General features: G+C 64.1%; 22 protein-coding genes and 1 tRNA gene. 10 read left to right on the plus strand and 13 right to left on the minus strand.

Annotated features, from left to right (window positions below; translation table 11 throughout):
• Positions 1–355: 355 nt before the first annotated feature.
• Both AB1A62_RS11600 and AB1A62_RS11605 read left to right on the plus strand, forming a co-directional pair.
• The gene (locus AB1A62_RS11600; protein WP_366661641.1) at positions 356–1,228 is read left to right on the plus strand and encodes a PilZ domain-containing protein; all 873 of its coding nucleotides are present in this window, start codon (positions 356–358) and stop codon (positions 1,226–1,228) included.
• Between the two features lie 303 nt (positions 1,229–1,531).
• Positions 1,532–2,434: a PilZ domain-containing protein gene (locus tag AB1A62_RS11605; protein ID WP_366661642.1), complete on the plus strand. Its 903-nt coding sequence runs from the start codon at positions 1,532–1,534 to the stop codon at positions 2,432–2,434.
• Positions 2,435–2,571: 137 nt separating this feature from the next.
• On the opposite strand, the gene AB1A62_RS11610 is transcribed toward AB1A62_RS11605, so the two are convergent.
• From AB1A62_RS11610 to fabD, 5 genes are all read right to left on the minus strand, one after another.
• Complete coding sequence (locus tag AB1A62_RS11610) at positions 2,572–3,315, minus strand: 1-(5-phosphoribosyl)-5-[(5-phosphoribosylamino)methylideneamino] imidazole-4-carboxamide isomerase (protein WP_366661643.1); 744 nt, start codon at positions 3,313–3,315, stop codon at positions 2,572–2,574.
• A 242-nt stretch (positions 3,316–3,557) separates the two neighbouring features.
• Positions 3,558–3,791: an acyl carrier protein gene (locus AB1A62_RS11615; protein ID WP_005982462.1), complete on the minus strand. Its 234-nt coding sequence runs from the start codon at positions 3,789–3,791 to the stop codon at positions 3,558–3,560.
• A gap of 417 nt (positions 3,792–4,208) precedes the next feature.
• Positions 4,209–4,946 carry a 3-oxoacyl-ACP reductase FabG gene (gene fabG, locus AB1A62_RS11620; RefSeq protein ID WP_366661644.1) on the minus strand — a complete coding sequence of 246 codons (738 nt, stop codon included), beginning with the start codon at positions 4,944–4,946 and terminating at the stop codon, positions 4,209–4,211.
• A gap of 21 nt (positions 4,947–4,967) precedes the next feature.
• Positions 4,968–5,555: an alpha/beta hydrolase gene (locus AB1A62_RS11625; protein ID WP_366661645.1), complete on the minus strand. Its 588-nt coding sequence runs from the start codon at positions 5,553–5,555 to the stop codon at positions 4,968–4,970.
• Between the two features lie 3 nt (positions 5,556–5,558).
• Positions 5,559–6,491: an ACP S-malonyltransferase gene (gene fabD, locus AB1A62_RS11630; protein WP_366661646.1), complete on the minus strand. Its 933-nt coding sequence runs from the start codon at positions 6,489–6,491 to the stop codon at positions 5,559–5,561.
• A 177-nt stretch (positions 6,492–6,668) separates the two neighbouring features.
• On the opposite strand from fabD, the gene AB1A62_RS11635 reads away from it, so the two are divergent.
• Complete coding sequence (locus AB1A62_RS11635; protein WP_366661647.1) at positions 6,669–7,916, plus strand: cytochrome b/b6 domain-containing protein; 1,248 nt, start codon at positions 6,669–6,671, stop codon at positions 7,914–7,916.
• Between the two features lie 196 nt (positions 7,917–8,112).
• Here AB1A62_RS11635 and AB1A62_RS11640 read toward each other — a convergent pair whose 3' ends face one another.
• The 4 genes from AB1A62_RS11640 to AB1A62_RS11655 all read right to left on the minus strand — a co-directional run bounded on the left by AB1A62_RS11640 (position 8,113) and on the right by AB1A62_RS11655 (position 10,609).
• A complete protein-coding gene (locus AB1A62_RS11640; RefSeq protein WP_366661648.1) occupies positions 8,113–8,445 on the minus strand; it encodes a hypothetical protein in 333 nt (110 codons plus the stop codon).
• A 172-nt stretch (positions 8,446–8,617) separates the two neighbouring features.
• Positions 8,618–9,193 (minus strand): YceI family protein, encoded by a 576-nt coding sequence (locus AB1A62_RS11645; protein WP_366661649.1) that lies wholly within the window; start codon positions 9,191–9,193, stop codon positions 8,618–8,620.
• A 146-nt stretch (positions 9,194–9,339) separates the two neighbouring features.
• Entirely contained in the window at positions 9,340–9,921 is a 582-nt protein-coding gene (locus tag AB1A62_RS11650) for a YceI family protein (protein WP_366661650.1), read from the minus strand.
• A gap of 154 nt (positions 9,922–10,075) precedes the next feature.
• Positions 10,076–10,609, minus strand: coding sequence for a hypothetical protein (locus AB1A62_RS11655; protein WP_366661651.1), 534 nt, complete (start codon positions 10,607–10,609; stop codon positions 10,076–10,078).
• Between the two features lie 301 nt (positions 10,610–10,910).
• Between AB1A62_RS11655 and rpsF the strand changes: the two genes are divergently transcribed.
• From rpsF to AB1A62_RS11685, 6 genes are all read left to right on the plus strand, one after another.
• Positions 10,911–11,264, plus strand: a complete 354-nt coding sequence (gene rpsF, locus AB1A62_RS11660; RefSeq protein ID WP_366661652.1) for a 30S ribosomal protein S6 — start codon at positions 10,911–10,913, stop codon at positions 11,262–11,264.
• A 28-nt stretch (positions 11,265–11,292) separates the two neighbouring features.
• Positions 11,293–11,520, plus strand: a complete 228-nt coding sequence (gene rpsR / locus AB1A62_RS11665) for a 30S ribosomal protein S18 (protein WP_005608650.1) — start codon at positions 11,293–11,295, stop codon at positions 11,518–11,520.
• A gap of 12 nt (positions 11,521–11,532) precedes the next feature.
• The gene (gene rplI, locus AB1A62_RS11670) at positions 11,533–12,144 is read left to right on the plus strand and encodes a 50S ribosomal protein L9 (RefSeq protein WP_366661653.1); all 612 of its coding nucleotides are present in this window, start codon (positions 11,533–11,535) and stop codon (positions 12,142–12,144) included.
• Between the two features lie 178 nt (positions 12,145–12,322).
• On the plus strand, positions 12,323–12,514 hold the full coding sequence (locus AB1A62_RS11675) for a hypothetical protein (protein WP_366661654.1): 192 nt from the start codon (positions 12,323–12,325) through the stop codon (positions 12,512–12,514).
• Positions 12,515–12,944: 430 nt separating this feature from the next.
• Positions 12,945–13,430, plus strand: coding sequence for a lytic transglycosylase domain-containing protein (locus AB1A62_RS11680; protein WP_366661655.1), 486 nt, complete (start codon positions 12,945–12,947; stop codon positions 13,428–13,430).
• Positions 13,431–13,695: 265 nt separating this feature from the next.
• Positions 13,696–14,139, plus strand: a complete 444-nt coding sequence (locus AB1A62_RS11685) for a hypothetical protein (RefSeq protein WP_366661656.1) — start codon at positions 13,696–13,698, stop codon at positions 14,137–14,139.
• 94 nt (positions 14,140–14,233) lie between these two features.
• On the opposite strand, the gene tig is transcribed toward AB1A62_RS11685, so the two are convergent.
• From tig to AB1A62_RS11705, 4 genes are all read right to left on the minus strand, one after another.
• Positions 14,234–15,565, minus strand: coding sequence for a trigger factor (gene tig / locus AB1A62_RS11690; protein WP_366661657.1), 1,332 nt, complete (start codon positions 15,563–15,565; stop codon positions 14,234–14,236).
• A gap of 196 nt (positions 15,566–15,761) precedes the next feature.
• On the minus strand, positions 15,762–16,880 hold the full coding sequence (locus AB1A62_RS11695; RefSeq protein WP_366661658.1) for a porin: 1,119 nt from the start codon (positions 16,878–16,880) through the stop codon (positions 15,762–15,764).
• A 353-nt stretch (positions 16,881–17,233) separates the two neighbouring features.
• Complete coding sequence (locus AB1A62_RS11700) at positions 17,234–18,355, minus strand: porin (RefSeq protein WP_366661659.1); 1,122 nt, start codon at positions 18,353–18,355, stop codon at positions 17,234–17,236.
• A 179-nt stretch (positions 18,356–18,534) separates the two neighbouring features.
• Positions 18,535–18,619 (minus strand) — tRNA-Leu (locus AB1A62_RS11705).
• 222 nt (positions 18,620–18,841) lie between these two features.
• On the opposite strand from AB1A62_RS11705, the gene AB1A62_RS11710 reads away from it, so the two are divergent.
• Entirely contained in the window at positions 18,842–19,369 is a 528-nt protein-coding gene (locus AB1A62_RS11710) for a Hint domain-containing protein (RefSeq protein WP_366661660.1), read from the plus strand.
• Position 19,370: the final 1 nt, after the last annotated feature.

Consider the following 19,370-nt stretch of genomic DNA (forward strand, 5'->3'; position numbering starts at 1 on the left):
AATGACGTGGCGGAAAACAGGCCGTGGCGGCACTTTTTGCGAAACGGGAACCTTTGGTTAACAATTCTCATTCAGGTTGAATTTATCAAAACGCGCAACTCGGCATCCGTCCTCCTGGATTGCCAAAGCGGGCTGGAGCTCTGGGCCATTTTGTCTCCAGCCCGCATTTTTTTCAGAGCTGCGCTGACTGTCTGTTTTCCTTACCGGTGCGCCTTGGGCCTGTGCCGCTTCTGCCGCGCCACAGCAGGCAAGACCGGACAGCGCATCTTTTCCCGCAGCCGGCCGTCCGCGTTAACCTCAAATTCGTATCTTTGCGCCAAAATTCCCTGTGGAGATACGTGAGGAACACCTTGCCATGCGTAAATGGCTGCCGACAGCTGCGGTTCTGCTGACCTTGTCCCTGCTGCCCGGGCGCGCGGAGGCTGCATGCCCTGTGCATCAGGATCTCTCCGACCTGAACCGGGCGTCGGCCGGGTTCCTCAGCTATCTGGAGACCGGCCAGGGCGCCTATTACGTGCAGCAGCTGAACAGCTGGATCGGCGCGAATCCGCCCGCTCCGCTGACGCAGCGGATGCGGGCCGTCGGCATCCAGCAGGTTGAACCCGGAACGCTGAAGCTGATGCAGCAGAACACCGTTTTGCTGCAGATGCTGTCCAGCCAGGGCCGCCAGGCAACGCTGGAAGGGGCGCGGCATCTGGGGATCTTTGAGCTGCAGTCCGAATACGGCACCCTGGTCGAGGCGCTGCCCTGCGATCAGATCAAGGAAGACGGTTTCGGCAGCAAGCTGGTGGCGATCAACGCCAATGATGCGCGGCAGCGCCAGCAGATCATCAATGCCGCCATAGCCTGGGTCTCGTTCCTGGTGCTTGGCGGCAGCGTTCTGTATTTCCTGGACCGGATCGGCATCCGCAAGATCCGCCGCACCAAACGATACCCCTGCGCCGTTCCCTGCGTTCTGCAGGCCGGCGGGCGGACCGTGCGGGCGCAGCTGGTGGATCTCAGCCGGGCCGGCGCCAAGGTGCACCCGGACACGCAGTGCAACGCAAGCGGCCGGGTGACCCTCAGCTTTGGCGGCTACACCATGCAGGCGCAGGTCCGCTGGAAGACTGCGGACTACATCGGGGTGCAATTCGCCAAGGAGTTCAATTTCCTGCAGCTGCACCGGCTGCTGGAGGAATTCCCGATGGAAGAAGGCGGCATGCGCGAGGAAGCCCGGCTGGGTCTGTAAACGGACCGGCCTTCCCCTTCAGAATCAGGCTCATGTGCTTGCGGAAATGCGGGCCGCCCCGGTGCGGCGCAGGTTGGCCGGTGCCGCCCGCCCGCCGCGGTCGGCCGTAACACGTCCTGTCCCGCCGGATTGCGCCCCCTCCTGCGTCCGCCGCCAAAGCCGCGCCCTGAGCGCGGCTTTGGCTTTTGCGGCGAATTAACTCTCCCGAGGGGCATCGTTAATTTCCAATATCACCGCTTCAAGTAGAATACCCCAGCGATTGGCGATCCATAGTTGCGATCCGAGCAGCAAAGCGAGCCCTGAATGAAACACTGGCCAATGATCCTGGCGGCGCTTGCCGCGCCTGTTGCGGTCTGGACCCTGGCGGACCGGGCTGCAGCATCGCAAGCCACCTGCATGCTTCAGTCCGATCTGGTGATTTTCCAGCACGAGGCACGCGGGTTTCTGGAGCATCTGCGCACTGGCAATGATCCGGGCAAGGCCACGCGGCTGCAGCACTGGCTGGAGGATCATCCGGTGGTGACGCTGCGGATGCAAATGCGGCAGGCCGGCATGGCATTGTACGAGCCGCTGGCCATGCGGCTGCTCACCCAGCAGAAAGGGCTGCTGCAGGTGTACAGCCGGCACGGGTCCGCCAAGGCGGAAACCAGTGCGGAGCGGCTTGGCACCGCCGCGCTGCTGGAGGAGTTTGCCGCGCGGATCATTTCCCTGCCCTGCAAGTACGACCCGGATCAGGAACAGGTTGCGGACCGGGCGGCCGGCATCGCGCGGATCAAGGGTATTTCGCAGGAAACCGCCCTGGCCAGTTCGCTGTCGGCGCTGGTTCTGGGCTGCGGCGGCCTGATCCTGGCAGAGCGTGTTGCCCGCAGGCACCGGCGCAGGCGCAGGCGCTACCCTTGCCCGCTGCCCTGCAGCCTGAAAGCAAACCGCCAGATGCTGCGCGCAGAACTGGTCGATATCAGCCGCATGGGCGCCAAGATACGGGTCTGGCAACTGCCCGGCACCCCATTGCCGCCGCCCAGGAGCGAGGTCATGGCCATCCTCCCCGGGGTGGAGGAGATCCGCGCCCAGGTGACCTGGCAAAGCGCCGATTGCGTCGGTGTGAAATTCAGCGAACCGGTGACCGGCGAAGATCTGCGAACCCTGCTCAACCGGTCGAAACAGGCCGCAACCGCCGCACCGGCCGCGGCGGTCAAACCGGCCTGACGGCGGGAATTGCGCCTTGCACCCGCAGGGGCGGCTGCCCATTTACGGCGAATTGCCGGTCTATGCAGAAAGGGCGCCTGCAAGCAGGCGCCCCTGGTTTTTCAGTTTCCGGCTCTGACCGTTGCCCGGTCCGACGGTTACTGGAATTCAGCCACCGGTTCCGGTTCCGGACGGGCCACCGTCAGCGCCTCCTCGACCGAGAGGGTCTTGCGGAACAGGGCGCGGCCCACGAGGGCGCCGGAAATGTTGTGGATGTACTTCAGCCGGGAAATGTCATCGGCGTTGCGCACCACGCCGCTGGCGATCACCGGCAGCTTCACTTCGGACGCCAGATGCGAGATCAGCCCCATCTGCGCCTCAGTATCGGCCACATCGGCGTCGATGTCGGTGATGATGATGCCTGCAAAGGGGGTGTCCTTGAACGCCTCCAGATAGGCTTCCGGGGTGAAGGCGCCGGATTGGCGCCAGCCGTCGGTCATCACTTGGCCCTGCCAGATGTCCACCGCCAGCACGATCTGGTCCGGGTGGTGTTCGGCCAGTTCGCGCACCAGATGCGGGTCGCGCGCGGCCAAGGTACCGATGACGATGCGGCCTGCCCCCTTGTCGATCCAGCTCTCGACCTGCTCGCGCGAGCGCATGCCGCCGCCCAACTGCACCGGGATGCCGGCGCCGCGGATGATATTCAGGACCAGCTCCTCGTTGCTGGTGTCGCCCTCGATCGCGCTGAAGTCGGTCAGGTGCATCCATTCCGCCCCTGCCGCAGCAAAACCCTTGGCGGTCTCCACCGGGTCCACGTGCCAGATCTGCGGCTCATCCAGGCGGCCTTTTTCGAGGGTCACGCAACGGCCGTTCTGAATTTCCATCGTGGGGTAGATCATCATAATGCCAGTCTCCTCATGTTATGCCTCTGGAGGTGAGAGTAGCACGGATCCTGCCCGGCGATACGGCGTTTCCTGACCATTTATCGAACAATTGCGGCGCGGCTATCCGGCCTGTCTGCTAGCGCAAACACGCAAGGAGGCGGATCGCCGCAGGAGCAGATTCGGGGGCCTTGGCGGGCAAAAGAAAACGGCGCCCTCCGTGCAGGAGAGCGCCGTTAAATCCGGTCATCCGGAAGCGTGGCTTAGGACGCTTCGGAGATGAACTTGACCGCGTCGCCGAAGGTCTGGATGGTTTCGGCTGCGTCGTCCGGGATCTCGATGCCGAACTCTTCTTCAAACGCCATCACCAGTTCCACGGTGTCCAGGCTGTCTGCGCCCAGATCGTCGATGAAGGAGGCGTTTTCGGTGACCTTGTCCTCTTCAACACCCAGGTGCTCAACAACGATCTTTTTAACGCGATCTGCGACGTCGCTCATGTCTCTTCCTCGTTTTACAGGGCACTCTGCCCGGTTCTGCCCTGCCCGGTCGGGCGGCGTGGTTATTGCCCGGAGCGGGCGGTGTGATCCCCGCGGGACGGGGACAGTGCGGCGTTTCCCAAAGGAAATGCCTGCGGATACGGGCCGCCTATAGCATAGACCGCAGCCAAGGCAAACGGTTTCGCGCGGTCATCAAGCGGCAGCGCGGCTTGCCTGTGGCCGCTATGAAGCGTGCAGATGGCCTTGTAATCAAGAGCTTGCAAGGGCTGCACCGCATCTTTTTTGCTTTTTTACAGGATTTCAACCATTTGGCGGCCCAAGCTGGTGCGGGCTGCCGGTCCGGTTTCAGGCCCCGGGCGCAAAAAAGCCCCGCAGGCAGGCTGCGGGGCTTTCGGAAAATGCGCGGCGGCAGTGCGCTCAGATCATTGCCATGCCGCCGTTCACATGCAGGGTGGTGCCGGTGACATAGCCCGCTTCCTGGCTGGCCAGATACAGGACGGCTGAGGCGATTTCCTTCGAATCTCCCATCCGGCCGGCCGGAATCTGGGTCAGGATCGCGTCTTTCTGGTTGTCGTTCAGCTTGTCTGTCATAGCGGTGGCAATGAAGCCCGGCGCCACGGCGTTGACGGTGATGCCGCGGTTGGCGACCTCATAGGCCAGCGACTTGGACATGCCGACCATGCCGGCCTTGGAGGCGGCATAGTTGCCCTGCCCCGGGTTGCCGGTGGCGCCCACAACGGAAGAGATGTTGATGATGCGGCCCCAGCGCGCCTTCATCATGCCGCGCAGCACGCCGCGGCACAGCCGCATGGTGGAGGTGAGGTTCACGTCCAGAACGCTCTGCCATTCCTCGTCCTTCATCCGCATGAACAGGTTGTCGCGGGTGATGCCAGCGTTGTTCACCAGGATATCGACGGAGCCCATTGCCTCGGCCGCCTGTTTCGGCAGCGCCTCGACCGCCTCGGCGTCGGAGAGGTTGCAGGGCAGCACATGGGCGCGCTCGCCCAGCTCAGCCGCCAGCGCCTTGAGCGGCTCCTCGCGGGTGCCGGACAGCGCGACGGTGGCGCCGGCCGCGTGCAGGGCGCGGGCGATGTCGCCGCCGATGCCGCCCGAAGCGCCGGTCACCAGCGCATTTTTTCCTGTAAGATCAAACATGTTTCTTGCCCTCTTGGCTTCTTAGTCCCGCAGGACCGGTTGTGTCAGAAGACCGTAGCGTTCTATTTCCGCCTCGGTCATTACATGCATTCCGCTGGCAGGCGCGGCGTGAACTGTGAACCAGTAGAACTCCGCGCTGCCCAGCATCCGGGTTGTATAGGCGACATAGGGGGCGTGTTCCGGATGCCAGCGCGGGTATTCGTCCGCGGTCCCGTCGCCCTCCCAGGCGTGCACGCCCAGAACCGCCCCTGCCTCCATGGTGCGCTCGGAGCCGGCCAGGAACAGCTCCACCGCGCCGGAGAAGATCTCGCTGCGGGCGGTGACATGGGTGTCCAGGCCCAGATCGCGGACCATGTGGCCGATTTTCAGGTTGGTCTCATCATCGTCGGATCCGGGCATGTCCATCAGGACCAGCCGCTGCGCGTCCGGGTGCTTGGCCATGAAGGCCCGGAACCGGCGCAGCGATTTGTCGTTCACGGTTCCGTTGACCAGAATGTCCTGCCCCCGGAGTTCGAAGCTGGCCGCCTGCGCCTGCCTGATCATCAGCCCGCCTGCCACTGCCGCGGCAAGGGCAAGGCTGAAACCCAGGAACGCGAGGCGGCGCTGCATGGATCAGGCCCCGGCGGCAGCCGCGGCGTCTTCGGGGGTGCCGACCTGGCGGCAGGTGAGGCTGCGGTCGATCTTGCGGATCATACCCGACAGCGCCTTGCCAGCGCCGATCTCCCAGAACTCGGTGACGCCTTTGGCTGCCATCGCCTGCACGCTTTCGCGCCAGCGCACGGAGCCGGTCACCTGCTCAACCAGCAACTGGCGGATTTCGTCCGGGCTGGTCACGGCATCGGCACGCACGTTGGCGATCAGCGGCACCGCGGGGGATTGAATATCCACGCCACCCAGCGCCTCCGCCATGGCATCCGCCGCGGGCTGCATCAGGGCGCAGTGGAAGGGCGCGGACACCGGCAGCATCACCGCGCGCTTGGCGCCCTTTTCCTTGGCGATCTCAGCCGCGCGTTCCACCGCGGCCTTGGCGCCGGAGACCACCACCTGGGTGGGGTCGTTGTCGTTGGCGGCCTGGCAGACCTCGCCCTGGGCGGCTTCCTCAGCCACTGCGCGCACGGCGTCGAGGTCGAGGCCGAGGATTGCGGCCATCGCGCCCTCGCCCACCGGCACGGCGCTTTGCATTGCGAGGCCGCGGGTGCGCAGCAGGCGGGCTGTGTCGGCAACCGAAATGGCGCCGGCGGCGGCCAGCGCGGAATATTCGCCCAGCGAGTGGCCGGCCACAAAGGACGCATTGCCGATGGAGACGCCTTCGGCTTCCAGCGCGCGCATGGCGGCCATCGAGGTGGCCATCAGGGCGGGCTGGGCGTTCTGGGTCAGGGTCAGGGTTTCGATGTCGCCCTCCCAGATCAGCTGGCTCAGGCTTTCGCCGAGTGCACTGTCCACCTCGTCAAAGATGGCCTTGGCAGCCGGATAGGCCTCGGCCAGCGCCTTGCCCATGCCGATGGTCTGGGCGCCCTGCCCGGGGAACACAAATGCGATCGTCATTGATGACCTCGTCTGTTTCAGCGTTTTGCCTGATGTACCCGCCCTTTCCCTAACGTACAAGCAAAGCTGCATCTGACGCACGAAACCTGTGCGCAAGTGGACAGCACTCGTGCGTTGCAACAAGGGAAGGCGTGGTTAGGTTATGGGAAACCGGACCCTGACCAGGAATTGCGCCCGATGTCCCGCACCAACACGTTTTCTTCTTATGGCAGCGTCGCCAAAGGCTTTCACTGGCTGACCGCGCTGCTGATCTTCTCGGCCTTTCCGCTGGGCTATTTCGCCAACGGTCTGGCGCATGAGATCCAGAGCCCCGGATTTGACGGCAGCCAGGCGGTGATCGAGCGCGCCACGCTCTTGTTCTCCATGCACAAGACCATCGGGGTGGCGGTGTTCTTTACTGCGCTGCTGCGGATCCTGTGGGCGCTGAGCCAGCCGAAGCCGGGCCTGCTGCACCCCGGCCGCAAGGCGGAGGCGCTGGCGGCGGAGATGGTGCATTGGCTGCTCTATGGCTCGCTGGTGGCGGTGCCGCTCACGGGCTGGATCCATCACGCGGCCACAACCGGGTTCGCGCCGATCTGGTGGCCGTTCGGCCAGAGCCTGCCGTTTGTGCCGAAGTCCGATCATGTGGCGGGTTTCTTCGGCGGCCTGCACTGGCTGCTGGTCTGGACGCTGGCGGCGGCGCTGGGGCTGCATATTGCCGGCGCGCTGAAGCATCATGCGGTCGACCGCGATTCCACTCTGCGCCGGATGCTGCCGGGCCGCAGCGATCTGCCCGAGCCGCCTGCGCAAGCGCACAGCGTGGCGCCGCTGCTGGCGGCGCTGGCGGTCTGGGGCGGTGTGCTGGGCGGCGGCGCGGCGCTGGGCATTCTTGGCGGCCATGACCACAGCCACGGCAGCGAAGGAACCGTTGCCCCTGTGGTGGCCGCGGCGCCTGAAGGAGCGGGCAGCTGGGCGGTGCAGTCGGGCACGCTGGGGATTTCCGTCACCCAGATGGGCAGCGCCGTTGATGGCAGCTTTGGCGAGTGGGCCGCGGCGATCAATTTCGAAGAGCCGGCCGCACCCGGCCCGGCCGGCGATGTGGAGGTGACCATCGCAATCCCGTCGCTGGAGCTGGGCTCGGTCGCGGGCCAGGCGATGGGCGCGGATTACTTCGACAGCGCAAGCTTCCCCACCGCGCTGTTCAAGGCTGAGATCGAGAAACTGGCGGAGGGCTATCAGGCGGTCGGCACGCTGACCATCAAGGGGGAAACTGTGCCGGCCACCCTGCCCTTTGACCTGGTGCTGGAGGGGGACACTGCCAGGATGACCGGCGGTCTGACGCTGAACCGGCTGGATTTCGGGGTCGGGAAAAGCCTGCCGGATGAAAGCTCGCTCGCCTTTGCCGTTGATGTAGAGGTGGAGCTGGAGGCGAAACGCACAGACTGACTGAGGGGATCCGCGGGGAGCACTCCCGCGCCCGCGGATGCGCCGGCCGGGCCGGCACCCCCTGGCAGCCTTGGGCCTGGCGCCGCGCTGACGCGCGGCGCCCTTTCGTTTGGGCCGGCCGCTGCGGCGTGCAGCAAGCAACTCCGCCCGCCTTCTGCTCAGCAGGGGAACCTTTGCTGCCGCTTTATTGTGCCGGTTAGTGCCGGTGGTAGTAGTACCCGCCGTGGCGCGAGCGGTGGCGGTGGCCGCCGTGGCGGCGGAAATGGCGCCGGTCGCGGCCCGCGTGGTGGTGGCGGCGGGCGCCGTGGTGGCCGTAATACTGTCTGGGCTGGTGGTAATAGGCGCGGCCGCGGTGGCGGTCCCGGTCGTTGTCCAGGCTCTTGAGGATGATGCCGAGCGCCACGATGCCTGCGATGGCGCGGGCTGCATCTGCGTCAGAACCATGGGCGGCAGCAGGCGGCGTATAGGCCAGGTTTGCTGCTAGGGCCAGGGCCGCGGCGGCTGAAGTGAACAGGCCGAAGCGGAACATGGTGCCTCCTTTCCGAAGTGGCCGGAGGGGCCGTCTTCAGTCTGCGCCTGCAGCGCCGGAAACGCCAGTGAACCCCGGTCACAGTTTGGGGAGCTGTGCGCAGGCCGGGCAATGGAAAACCGCCGGCCCATCGGGAGCCGGCGGCTGGAAACAGGCTCAGGCAGCTGCGGAATCAGCTGTCGGCCTTCATCGCCTCGATCGAGATCCTGATGCTGATCTCGTCGCCGACAAAGGGAACGGCGGCGCCCACACCGAAATCAGAACGCAGCAGGCTGGCGGTGGCATCGAACCCGGCCCAGGGCTTGTTGGCCATCGGATGCTCGCCGGTCTGGTTCAGCTTGGCGTCCAGCACCACCGGTTTGGTCACGCCGTTTATGGTCAGGTCGCCAGTGATATTGGCAGTGGTGTCGCCCGTCACCTCGATGCTGGTGGACTGAAATGTGATTGTCTCCTCCCCGGAAGCATTGAAGAAATTTTCGGACATCAGGTCTTTGAACCGGGGCTCCCATCCGGTCATCATCGACGCCAGCGGGATGGTCACCGACACGCTCGAGGCGGCGGGATCCTCCTGGTCGAACATGATTTCCCCCTCGAAGCCGGCGAACATGCTGGTCGTGGTTGAATAGCCCAGGTGATTATACGTGAACACGACCTGGCTGTGGGAAGGGTCCAGAAGGTATTTCTCAGGTGCAGCGGCGGCCGCGGACGCGGCAGCGGCGATGACAGCAGCGAGAAGGCAGGATCTCATTGGCTAAACTCCGTGTAACTAATCAACCGGCAGCGGAACAGCCCCGACGACGGGCACCCGCCCGCCCACATCTACCCTCGCGCACAAAAACAAAACACCCGGCCAGGACCTGACCGGGTGAGAAGTCGCGCAGATGTGATGCGGGGTTACTCCGCTTTCATCGCCTCGATCGAGATTTGAATCTGCACCTCGTCGCTGACGAAGGGGGCAAACTGGCCAAGATTGAAATCAGAGCGCAGCACGGTTGCGGTGGCATCGAAACCGGCCCAGGGCTTCTTGGCCATCGGATGCTCGCCCACCTGGTTCACCTTGGCGTCCAGCACCACCGGCTTGGTCACGCCGTTCAGGGTCAGGTCGCCGGTGATCTTGGCGGTGGTGTCGCCGGTCACTTCGATGCCGGTGGAGGTGAAGCTGACGGTTTCATCCTCGGTTGCGTCGAAGAAGTCCTTGGTCATGAAGTGGTCGAACCGCGCCTGCCAGCCGGTGAACATCGAGTTGAGCGGCATCGAGACCGAGACGCTGGAGGCCGCCGGGTTGTCCTGGTCGAACTGGATCTCGCCCTCGAACCCCGAGAACATGCCCCATGTGGTCGAATAGCCGAGGTGGTTGTAGCTGAACAGGATCTGGCTGTGGCTGGCGTCCAGCACGTATTTCTCAGGTGCTTGAACGGCAAAGGCGCTGGTGGCGGCCGCGCTGATCAGGGCGGCGGCAAGCAGGGTCTTTTTCATGGGGAAGGCTCCGTCTGAATGAATGTTGTGGCAAAAGATGTGGCATTTGGCCCGCGGATTGGAAGCCCGCAAAAACCAACACTATCTGTGAGCGCGCGAACACAAAACCCGGCTGCAGGCAGCCGGGTCCGGTCTCGCGGGAATGTGATGCGGTTCAGGTCAGGATCCGCACCGCCCCGCTGAGCTGGTCGCGCAGCCGGCTGCGGATGGCTGCCGATCCCAGCGGCAGCTCGATCAGCAGGCTGCCGTCGCCCTCAAACAGCTGCACAGAGGCGGCTGTCAGCCGCGCCGCGCCCAGGGAGCCGTAGCTGCGGCGCAGCACGGTGCGCGGGCGGCCCTGGGCGTCGCGCTTCAGCACCCGCAGCTCGCGGCGCACCGGGTCGAAGCAGGCCTCGGGGCGGCCTGCGGGCTCATGCGCGGTCGTCAGAACCAGGCCGGCCAGCAGGAAGGCGACGGAGATGCCGAAGCGGATCAGGTTCATTTCCGGATCGGCACCGGCGCCCTGCACCAGCCACAGGCCGGACGCGCTGAGGATCAACGCCCCCCCCAGGAGCCGCAGCGCCACAATGCGCACTTTCCAGTTCGCCTCGAACCGCAGCCGCAACGGCGATGCGCCGGCGATGGCGTCAAGCGCCCGGGCGCCTGACATTCTGGAAACCTGCGGCGGGGTGTGGTCTGTCACTGCCATGATATTTCCCTTCTGCTGCTGCCGTTCTGCTGCTGCCCTGCCGCGGCGCCCGGCCGCATTAAGACTTCATTAACGACTGAAGGCTGGTATTGCGGCAGCAATTGGGCGGGCTTGCGGTTTTGCAGCGGCGGGGTGTTGAAGCCAGCGCAAAATGCCCTTTTGCCTTGCTCTTTCGGCCGCAGCCTGTATAGGAGGCCCTGCTTCCGCGACATCTTCGATCCGCGCAGCCTCTCGTGACCGGGCAGCGGAAGTGCGACATGCCCCGTCTATGAAATGCGCCTAGACACAAACAGGAGTTCGCATGCCACTCTATGAGCATGTCATGATTGCGCGTCAGGACCTGTCCAACTCGCAAGCTGAAGGCCTCATCGAACATTTCGGTGCTGTTCTGTCCGACAACGGCGGCAAGCTGGTCGACCAGGAGTACTGGGGCGTCAAGACCATGGCCTACAAGATCAACAAGAACCGCAAGGGCCACTATGCCTTCCTGAAGACCGACGCACCGTCGGCCGCCGTTCAGGAAATGGAGCGCCTGATGCGTCTGCATGATGACGTGATGCGCGTCCTGACCATCAAGGTCGACGAGCACGCCGAGGGCCCCTCGGTCCAGATGCAGAAGCGCGACGAACGCGGCGATCGCCGTGAGCGCCGCTGATCAACGCTTGAGAAAAGGACGCTAAATCATGGCAGCCAAACCGTTTTTCCGCCGCCGCAAGGTTTGCCCGTTCTCGGGTGAAAATGCGCCGAAGATCGACTACAAAGACACCCGTCTGCTGCAGCGCTACATCTCTGAGCGCGGCAAAATCGTGCCTTCGCGCATCACCGCCGTTTCGGCAAAGAAGCAGCGTGAGCTGGCCCGTGCTATCAAGCGCGCCCGCTTCCTCGCCCTGCTGCCCTACGCCGTGAAGTAAGGAGATAAGCAGATGCAAGTTATCCTTCTTGAGCGCGTTGCAAAGCTGGGCCAGATGGGCGACGTCGTTGACGTGAAGCCCGGGTTCGCCCGCAACTTCCTGCTGCCGCAGGGCAAGGCAAAAACCGCCTCCGAGTCCAACATCGCCGCCTTCGAGGCCCAGAAAGCGCAGCTGGAAGCGCGCAACCTGGAGACCAAGAAAGAGGCCGAGGCTCTGGCAGAGAAGCTGGACGGCCAGCAGTTCATCGTGATTCGCTCCGCTTCGGACGCGGGCGCGCTGTACGGCTCCGTCACCCCGCGCGACGCGGCAGATGCTGCAACCGCGGACGGCTTCTCGGTCGACAAGAAACAGGTCGCCCTGATCCACCCGATCAAGGAACTGGGCCTGCATTCCGTCGCCGTGAAACTGCACCCGGAAGTGGAAGTCGAAATCAAGCTGAACGTGGCCCGCTCCCAAGAGGAAGCCGAGCTGCAGGCATCGGGCAAATCGATCCAGGAGCTGGCCGCCGAAGAGGAAGCCGCTGCAGAGTTCGAGATTTCCGAGCTGTTCGACGACATCGGCTCTGCTGCGTCCGACGACGACGAAGCACCGGTTGCCGACGCCGCTGGCGAAGAAACCAACTGATCCCGTTCGGGACAGTGAGACATGGGAAAGGCCGCCTGACGGGCGGCCTTTTTCGTTGCCTGCTGACGTTCTGAAAAGCTGAGGCAAATTGCACGCAAATCCCCTGCCACGGAATAACCATCTGTTTGCCGGAATTGGCCAGGATACTCGGTGAGTGGAGTGAAAAGGGGGATGCGCCATGCAGGACGCATTAGAGAGTGAAGAGCTGGCCCTGCGTCGGCGGCTGTTGTTCCGGCTGCTGCGCGGCCACAGGTTCGACCGGCCGGCCTTCAAGACGGAAGCGGTGTCGGATCTGGTGCCAAAGGGGCTGATTGCGCCGGGCGACGGCCTGTTCAAACCGCTGCTGCCGGCAGAGCGCAACCCGGCCTGAACTGCCCCGCGCAGCCCGCCGACGGAGCCGGATACAGCCGTTGCAACCCGTCATTTTGCGGCAGGCAAAACTCCGCGCCAGGGCAGCCTCCGGTGATTGTAGGGACCGCGAAATTTTGGGAAACAGCCGCGGTCCCTTCTGCCCGACTTGGTCAGCCGCCCCACAGGCGTGAGGGGCAAGCTGCCCTGAGGGTTGTTTCTGCCTCAATGCGCAACCCCAATATGTAGTGGGGAACCATATTTAACAAATGTCTAATGATTAAAGTTTGAACCACCCGCCGCCGCCCGCGGAACAGGCGCGGCAACAGGCGGTTTCCCCCCGCGGTGATGGCGGTTCCCCGCCGCCCGGCGGCGCTGCTGCGCGGGCAGCATTGCAGCCCGCGGCGATGCGGCTAATCTGACCGTCGTGAGAAACCGCTTTCGGAGGCCGCATGACGCGCCGGACCACTTTGATCTTATTTTTTGCTGCCGCAGTGCTGTCTGCCTGCGCCAGCACCGCCTCCCCCCCGGAGGTGTCCCGAGCCGCCCCGCCGCTCTACCCCAATGAGACGCCGGAACTGCGCCAGATGATCAACTACTGGGCAGACCACTACGAGGTCCCGCGCAGCCTGGTGCACCGGCTGGCGGTCCGCGAAAGCACCCACAGGCCCAAGGCGGTGAACCGCCCCTACTACGGGCTGCTGCAGATCCTTCCCGCGACGGCGCGGTCGATGGGCTTTCGAGGGGAGCCCCAGGATCTGCTCGATGCCGATACTAACCTTCAGTTCTCCGTGAAGTACCTGCGCGGCGCCTGGCTTCTGGCTGACGGCAGCCAGGACATGGCGGTGAAGCACTACTCGCGCGGCTATTACTACGAGGCCAAGCGCCGCGGCATGCTGGTGGAAACCGGCCTGCGCCCGGCGCCCTCTGACGGCTGACGGCGTGATCACTCTCTTCCGCAGCGCTCCGCAGGGGCGCTGCCCGGCTTGGGCGGGCAGCGGCGCGGTCCGCAGGACCGCGCCAAGAACGGGCGGGAGCGCCTGTTTTCCTGCCCCTGTCTTTCTGACCCTGTTTTCCTGATCCTCCTTGCCTGACCAGCACCGCCTGCCTGCAAGGCCGAACGCTTCGCCCCGCAGCGAAGCGTCCTTTCCCGCAGCGCCGCTTGCCTGGGGTATCCAGTTCCAATCATCATTGGAGTCCCTTATGAAAATGCCCGAGTTGAAGACCGGCAGGTTTGTCCCCGAAGACGGTTTGCGGATCACCGTCCAGGTTCCCGAAACCCACGTGCAGAGGATCGTTGACGCGGTTCTGGCCGTCTCAGCCCTGAAATACGGCGACTATGACCGCGTGACCTTCCAGACAGCGGCGGGCACACAGACCTTCCGCTCGCTGGGGAGCGGGCGGAACTCGGCGACGGAGACTGCCGTTCAGGTGCCTTGCGTGGAACTGTCATTCTTTCTGGGCCAGGAGGCCGCCGGGAAGGTACGGATTCTGGAAAGCATCTATGCGTCCCACCCTTACGAGGAACCGGTGATCTATGTGGCCCCCTGCCTGCGGACCCTCCATATCCGCGGCATGGATGAAGACAATCCCAACAGGTTCTGGAACAGCGCCCCCGAGGACTGGGTCCCGGACGCGCACCGATAAAAACCCGATCACTGGACGGCCGGCGCCGTCTCATCCCATCCAACGAAAAAGGCCGCCCGATGGGCGGCCTTTCCGTAAATCGTGGAGAGGACGATTATTCCTCTTCCAGCTCCTCAACGGCCTTTTGCAGATCGTCTTTGGAGATCTCTTTTTCGGTGACTTTGGCCTGCTCGACGATGTGGTCGACAACCTTGTCCTCGAAGATCGGCGCGCGCAGCTGCTGCTGCATCTGGGCGTTCTGCTGGATGAACTCGAAGAACTGGCGCTCCTGGCCCGGGTACTGGCGGGCTTGCGCCATGATCGCCTGGGTCATCTCGGCGTCGGTCACTTCGACCTCGGCTTTCTGGCCCAGCTCGGCCAGCAGCAGGCCCAGGCGGACGCGGCGCTCGGCCAGCTTGGTGTGCTCCTCGGTGGTTTCGATCTCACCGTGGTCGTGGCCCTGAACTTCCGGGTTTTCCTCGTGCCACAGCTGGTGCGCGATCTGCTTGGCTTCGGCGTCGACCAGCGACGGCGGCAGGTCGAAGGAGACCAGGCTGTCCAGCTTGTCCAGCAGCGCGCGCTTCATTACTGCGCGGGCGGCGCCGGCGTACTCGGCTTCCAGGCGCTCGGAGATCTGGCCCTTCAGGGCGTCCAGGTCGTCGGCGCCGAATTTCTTGGCCAGCTCGTCGTCGATCTCAGCCGCTTTCGGGGCTTTGACTTCCTTGACGGTGCAGGAGAACACAGCCTCTTTGCCGGCCAGGTGCTCTGCGCCGTATTCCTCGGGGAAGGACACGGTCACGTCTTTTTCTTCACCGGCTTTGGTGCCGACCAGCTGCTCTTCGAAGCCGGGGATGAAGGAGTTGGAGCCCAGCACCAGCGGGTAGTCGTCGCCTGCGCCGCCGTCAAAGGCTTCGCCGTCGATCTTGCCGACGAAGTCGATCACGACCTGGTCGCCGTCTTCGGCAGCAGCGCCGTCTTCGCGGGCTTCGAATTCCTTGGCGGTTTCGGCCAGGTTGTTCAGCGCCTCGGAGACGGCTTCTTCTTCAGCCTTCACAACCAGCTTTTCCAGCTCGACGCCGGAGAAGTCGACTTCGGGGATTTCCGGCAGTGCCTCGTAGGACATCTCGACGTTGACGTCGTCGCCTTCTTTCCAGTCTTCGTTGGTCATCTTGACTTCGGGCTGCAGCGCCGGACGGTCGCCGCTGTCCTCGAAATGCTTGTTCATGGCGCCGTCGATGGATTCCTGCATCGCTTCGCCCATCAGGCGCTGGCCGAACTGCTTTTTCAGCAGCGCCATCGGCACCTTGCCTTTGCGGAAACCCTTCATTTCGATTTCCGGCTGGGCTTCGACCAGCTTTTCGTTGACCTTCTCGTCCAGCTCGGCGGCGGTGACGGTGATGGCGTAGCCGCGTTTCAGACCTTCGTTCAGCGTCTCGGTGACCTGCATCCTATTCCCCATAGAGATTCGGGGCCCCTGTGCGAGGTGCCCCCAGACAATTTGCGGTCTTCTATTTCCCCCGGCGCCGCGGCGCAAGGGGCATTGCCCCATTCCCTGCCGTTCCTGCGGATTTCCGAAGGCACGCAACGAAAAACACGCCCGCAAAGGGGCGTGTTTCCGTTCCGAAAACCGAGGGAGTAGCGGTTCAGAACTTCCAGCGGGCACCGGCCAGGATGACGTTGGCGTCCTGGTAGGTGGTAGCGCTGGTATCCGCGTAGGAATAGTCGCGGTAGGCCAGGTAGGTCTCGACGTTGTAGGCGTCGATCTTCTGGACCGCGGCAACCCCCCAGGATTCGGCGCTGTCGCCGTTGCTGACCATGTCGGAGCCGTCATAGTAGTCCACCGAGAAGGAGGTGGAGCCGGCCGAGATCAGGTCTGCCGAGTAGCCCAGCTTGGCATAGGCGTAGGTGCCCGAGATGTCGCGCTCTCCCGCGGCGATGTTCAGCGACAGGCCGGTGGCCTTGTGCAGCACCGCAAAGGAGCCGGAGATGTCGCGGTAGTCTTCCTCGCCGGTTTCCTCGGTCCAGGAGGCGCCGATGCCGGTGTCGATGGCAAAGCCCGCGGCATCGTCATTGGCCCAGCGGACAGCCACGTCATAGCTTTCGCGGTCATTGGCGTCCTTCAGGACATCGGTGCCCCAGGAGGTCGACAGGGTGAAACCGGCGAAGTCCGGCGAATCGTACCGGACACGGCCCAGACGGCTGCCGTCCAGATCGGTGAAGGCATCGCCGATATCGATGCTGCTGAGCGCGCCGGCGCCGGTGCGGAAGGCATAGCCACCCGCGGAGTCGGCGACCGAGTTGGAGGCGCCGAGGCCGGTGCCGGAGAAATCAGCGCCGGTGATGCCGTCGGTTGCCATCGAGCCCTGACCTGCGGAGAAACGGCCGTACCGCGCGGTGTCGAACTGGAAGTCGACATGGCGGATATTGGTGCGGTCCCAGCTGAGGTTGTCGCCGGTCGTCAGCTGGCTGACCCCGTCCGAGCCGCGGAAACCAAACGCGGTTTCAAAGCGGAACCGCAGGGTGTTTTCGCCGTAGGCCTGCTCCAGTTCGAAGCCGATGCGCGAATTCGACGCCTCGTTATCGACCAGGCGATTGAAGTCCTGTTCGCCATCGTCAAACGACTGATAGGCGGGGTTGAACTGGCCGTACCAGCGGAAGCTGCCGCCGGTGTCATTGGTATAGGTGGGGCCTGCAAATGCCGGGGCCGCAACTGCGGCTGCGAGGGTGGCTGCGCCGGCGCGGGCTGCAAACTTGGTTTTCATGTCCTGTCTCCTGTTCCGCCGCTTACGGCCGCTGTCCGGTACAGGCCAGCGCAGGAGCCAAGGGAGCCTCCGGGCGCATGGCATGAATTCCGGGTCAGATGACCGCTGCGGCAATTGTGAAAATCTGCCCGTGGCAAAAAATCACCTGCACCGTAGCGCCGCCACGGGACCGGAGATGTGAAGACGATTACGTTTACGGCCCGCCTCACGCAAAGCAGCTATGCCGCACGTGCAACCCTGAGGCGGGAACCAGCTGTGCGGGCGGATCCGGAACCCTGCCCGGTCCAGCCCTCAACAAAGGAACGCTCCGGCTGACCGGAGCGTTTCTTTGTGTTCCAGATATCTCCCGCTCGTCAGAACCGCCAGCGCGCACCCAGCACCCAGGTTGTCAGATCCTGGTAGGTCGCGGCGGAATCCTCATACTCATATTCCTGATAAGTCAGGTAGATGTCGGTATTGATGCTGTCGACCTTCTGGGCCACGCCGATGCCCCAGCCCTTGGTGCTGGAGCCGGTGACGTTGAAGTCCTCGCCGTCATAATAATGCACCCCAAAACCGGTCTTGCCCCAGGCCAGCCAGTCATTCTCATAGCCGATCTTGGCGTAGTAGTAGCTGGGATCGCTGGCACCGGCCGCGTCATTGTCGCGGCTGCCGCCCGCCACGGTGAAGCTGATGCCGTTGTCCAGCAGCACTGAGGCGGAGCCGATCACGTCCGAGCGCTCTGCGCCGGCGTCATCACGCACCTGATAGGCCAGCGACGCGGCAAAGTTGGTGGAGCCGAATTCCTGCCCGTAGCGCAGGCCGATGTCGTAGTAATCGGCATCGTCCCCGGACGACAGGATATTCTGCCCCCAGGCAATGCCGGCGGAGAAGCCGTTCAGATCCGGAGTGTCATAGCGGATCCTGCCGCGGCGGGAGCCGTCGAGGTTGTCAAAAGCAGAGGCAACAGCCGGCCCGCTCAGCGCACCGGTGGTATCCCGGAACAGGAAGGCGGCGTTGGCATCGGCGGTGTAGGAATAAAGCGCCGTGCCGACATAGGAGAGGTCGGTTTCAGCCGCACCGTCGGCCACCATGCTGCCCTGCCCGGCTGAGAACCTGCCCCAGCTGCCCTCCAGCCAGAAGTCCACATGGCGCAGGTCGGCGCGGGTCCAGCCGCTGTAGTCGGAGCCGAACTGGTTCACTTCGGTCGAGTTGGGGAAGCCCAGCCCGGCCTCGAACCGGAACCCGAAGGTATTGGCCCCGATCGGCTGCATCAACCGCAACCCGATGCGGGAGCGGGACAGGTCGTTGTCCAGCAGATTGGTTTCCGTCTGCTGCCCGTCATCAACCGAGATGATGGCCGGATTGAACTGGCCATAAATTTCGACGTAGCCGCCGGAATCGTTATCATACCGCAGTTCAGCCGAGGCCGGCACCGCGACGGCGCACAGCCCGGCGGCGGCAGTGGAGATTTTCAGAAGACGTGTCACAGCCATCCCCCTTTTTTTAAACATTATACTGATGAACACTTGGGCCGGCCGCTGTTCGCTGACGGCCGGAAAACAAGTATAGCACATTCAGGCCCGGTCCAGTGAAATTCCCGGCAGGAAAGGTTAAGCCGGCCCGCATCCGCTGCCGCCTGCGCGCTGTCCGCCGCTGGTACCGTCTGGAAGGATGGTGCGGGTGAAGGGACTTGAACCCCCACGCCTTGCGGCGCCAGAACCTAAATCTGGTGCGTCTACCAATTCCGCCACACCCGCACTGCGCGCTGGGACGAACCCGCCGCGTGACGCGCTGAATAGCAAAGCTTGGCCGGGGATGCGAGGGGAAATCGTGCCCGAAATGCCATTGTGCAAAACGGCAACAATCCGTCCGGAATATCGCAACAATAGGCGGGTTTTCGCGCAAAAGGGCTGGGCCTGGAATCCGGTTGTGCCGTAGTTTGGCAAAAAAAGTCTGAGGCAGACAAAGCGAGCAACAATATGAAACCGTTTGGAAATGCGGCCCTGCGCGCGCAAATGGCGATGCGCGGCCAGGCACAGCCCCGGCGGCTGTTTCAAGGCAGCCAGAACATCAGCCTCTTGCGCGGCACCATCGTGCTGACCCGCGAGGGCGAGCGCGCCGCGGAGGAAATCAGATCCGGTGACAGCCTGATCACCCGCACGCAAGGAATGGCGCAGGTGGAGGCCGTGCGGACCCGCCGCGCGATGCTGCAGGCGGTGTACATTGCCGCCGGTTCGCTGGGCGACACCCGCGGCGAGGGCGACCTGACCGTGCCCTGGGACCAACGCATCCTGGTGCGCGACTGGCGCGCCAAGGCGATGTTCGGCCAGCCGCAGGCGGTGGTGCCGGCCTATGAGCTGGTGGACGGCGAATTCATCCGCGATCTGGGCCTGCAGATGATGGATCTGACGGTGCTGGAGTTTTCCCGCCCGCATGTGATCTATGCAGGCGGATTGGAGCTGGCAGCCGCCGCCGCGCCGCAAGAGGACCTGCGGCCGGCGGCCTGAG

Source organism: Leisingera sp. JC11 (assembly GCF_040704725.1).
Classification (GTDB): domain Bacteria; phylum Pseudomonadota; class Alphaproteobacteria; order Rhodobacterales; family Rhodobacteraceae; genus Leisingera.